Origin of the sequence: Ornithinibacillus proteolyticus (assembly GCF_039581225.1) — a bacterium.
In the GTDB taxonomy this organism is placed as follows: Bacteria; Bacillota; Bacilli; order Bacillales; family Amphibacillaceae; genus Ornithinibacillus; species Ornithinibacillus massiliensis.
In genome coordinates this window covers 1-2,353 of sequence record NZ_JBCPXV010000105.1, presented here as the reverse complement: position 1 = coordinate 2,353, position 2,353 = coordinate 1, and the positions used below count along the sequence as shown (strand labels likewise).

Below are 2,353 nucleotides of genomic sequence, written 5' to 3'. Positions count from 1 at the left end.
GTAAACCCGTAATCAAACAACGCATACAAAAATGAAGCACCTCTTGCTAAGATAGAAATATCAATTGAAGGAGGTGCTTTTCTATGCCACATGAAGAACTAATCATCGTGCCCGTAACACTCCATCCTGAAAAAGAAGAACCTATGTTAGCGACCCCGCCAGTTTCCTCGGCAACTCCTGTTTTTATGATGAAATCAGGCGGCTTTGAACTTTCCTTCTTTAACGGTGTGGATGAGCATATCATTCAAACCGTCATAAGGGAGTTGAGAAATGAATGAGGCAAGATTATACAGACGTCAAGAACATTTATATTGTTTGTGGAAAGACGGATATGAGAAAGGGAATTGACGGACTAGCTACACTAGTTCAAGATAACTTCGAGCTAGATCCCTATGGCGATTCCATCTTCTTATTTTCCGGTTGGAGCAAAGACCGTTATAAATGTTTATATTTTGATGGGGATGGATTCGCCATGCTTTATAAACGTTTAGATAATGGTAAACTTCAGTGGCCTAAAAACGAAAATGAAGTTCGCAATTTATCGCAACAAGAACTTCGTTGGCTCTTGGAAGGGTTAGCTATTCAACAACCAAAAGCAATACAAAAATCTCCAAAAGGTGTTTTTTAACTATTCATTTTTCGTTCGATAGCGTATACTATAGCTATCTTAACAGAACGAAAGGTGGTGAAATTGCATGGTTCAATCTTCTCCTGATCAGAACGATAAATTAATTAAACTTTTAGAGGAACAATTAAAACAATCGAATCGACAGATCGAAGCTTTGACCGAGCAAGTTCGCCACTTAACGAAGCTACTATATGGTTCGAAAACGGAGCAATCGAAATACAATCTACCCGATGGGCAAACGTCGTTATTCGATGATGAGGATGATGACGATTCTTTTAACTATTCTGAGCACACAGAAGAACAAAGCGAACAGAAGATTGCATATACTGTTGAACGTAAAGCAAAAAATAGAAAACGCAATGATTTTCTGGCAGATGACCTCGAAACAGAAGTCATTCATCATCACCCAGAAGATACGACATGCGATTGTTGCCAGCAAGCAATGACAGAAATGGGCAGCACCGTTGTCCGAGAAGAAGCGATGTTTATTCCAGCAACGATGAAGAAAATACAGCATGTAGAACATGCTTATGAATGCAAGAATTGTAAGGGACATTCCTTTCAGAACGCACAAATAAAAAGAGGCCAAGCACCACAGGCTCCTATTCAACGTAGTCTGACAAGTCCTAGCATTCTAGCGAAAGTAATCTATGATAAATTTATCCAGTATCTTCCGCTTTACCGTCAGGTAAAAGAATGGGAGCGTTGTGGCCTACATACGAACGATAAGAATTTGTCTAACTGGGTTATACGAACAGCTCAGGATTGGTTACTTCCCGTGTACCAACGGATGAAGGAAATGATGATGAACAAATCTATTTTACACGTGGATGAAACCTACGGAAAAATTATTCATCGTTCCGACGGGAAACCAGGAAATTCCAATGCCTATAATTGGGTGTACCGTAGCGCTCCTAGCCAAGGCCCCGTTATCATTCTCTTTCAAAGTGCGTTGTCACGTGCGAGATCCGTTCTCCAAGGATTTGTAGAGAACTTTACAGGGACCATTATCTGTGACGGCTATTCTGCATACGATAAACTCCCAGGCGTAACCTTCGCAAATTGTTGGGCACACGTTCGCCGATATTGGTTGAAAGTGAACAGTAAAAACGGGCAGATTGGAGTGAAATTTTGCGACGAGCTTTATCGCCTAGAAAGGGATTTTAAAAAATTATCCCCGAGTAAGCGAAGAAAAAGACGTCAAAAGCTTTCGAAACCAATCGTAGAAGAATTCCTGAAATGGATTGAGGAATCCCCTTTTTACGGCAATAACGCACTTGGAAAAGCAGCCGAATATACACTGAAATTGACAGATGGGCTTCGTGCCTTTCTCTATGATGGTCGCATTGAAATGGATAATAATCCAGCAGAAAATGCGATACGCCCTAGTGTGATCGGTCGAAAAAATTGGATGTTTTCCGTCAGCGAAGCTGGTGCCGAGGCCAATGCGATTTGTTTGAGTATGGCAGAAACAGCGAAAGCTAACGGTGTGGATTTCTATCAATATTTGGTGAAATTACTAACAGAACTACCAAATCTGGATATCCATCGAACGCCAGAAACTTTAAATAAGTACATGCCTTGGGCGAAGGCGATTCAAGCAACATGTGCAAAAAAATAAAATAACCGTAAATCTGTTTAAAACATCTCAGATTCACGGTTATTTGGCGTTTCTGTTTTTAATTTTAGTTGCTTCTATTATAAAATTTCTTAGTTCGGGCTTAC

Annotated in this window: 3 protein-coding genes; all 3 read left to right on the top strand. The window is 40.3% G+C overall.

All coding sequences use genetic code 11. The features are described 5' to 3' along the window. The first annotated feature begins 83 nt into the window (after positions 1 to 83). The 3 genes from AAIB49_RS19760 to tnpC all read left to right on the top strand — a co-directional run bounded on the left by AAIB49_RS19760 (position 84) and on the right by tnpC (position 2,249). On the top strand, positions 84 to 278 hold the full coding sequence (locus tag AAIB49_RS19760) for a hypothetical protein (RefSeq protein ID WP_339213309.1): 195 nt from the start codon (positions 84 to 86) through the stop codon (positions 276 to 278). Beyond that, positions 275 to 628 carry an IS66 family insertion sequence element accessory protein TnpB gene (gene tnpB / locus AAIB49_RS19755; protein WP_251517995.1) on the top strand — a complete coding sequence of 118 codons (354 nt, stop codon included), beginning with the start codon at positions 275 to 277 and terminating at the stop codon, positions 626 to 628. Before AAIB49_RS19760 ends, tnpB begins: the two co-directional genes overlap by 4 nt. A gap of 67 nt (positions 629 to 695) precedes the next feature. Then, the gene (gene tnpC / locus AAIB49_RS19750; protein WP_339213305.1) at positions 696 to 2,249 is read left to right on the top strand and encodes an IS66 family transposase; all 1,554 of its coding nucleotides are present in this window, start codon (positions 696 to 698) and stop codon (positions 2,247 to 2,249) included. The last annotated feature ends 104 nt before the right edge of the window (positions 2,250 to 2,353 follow it).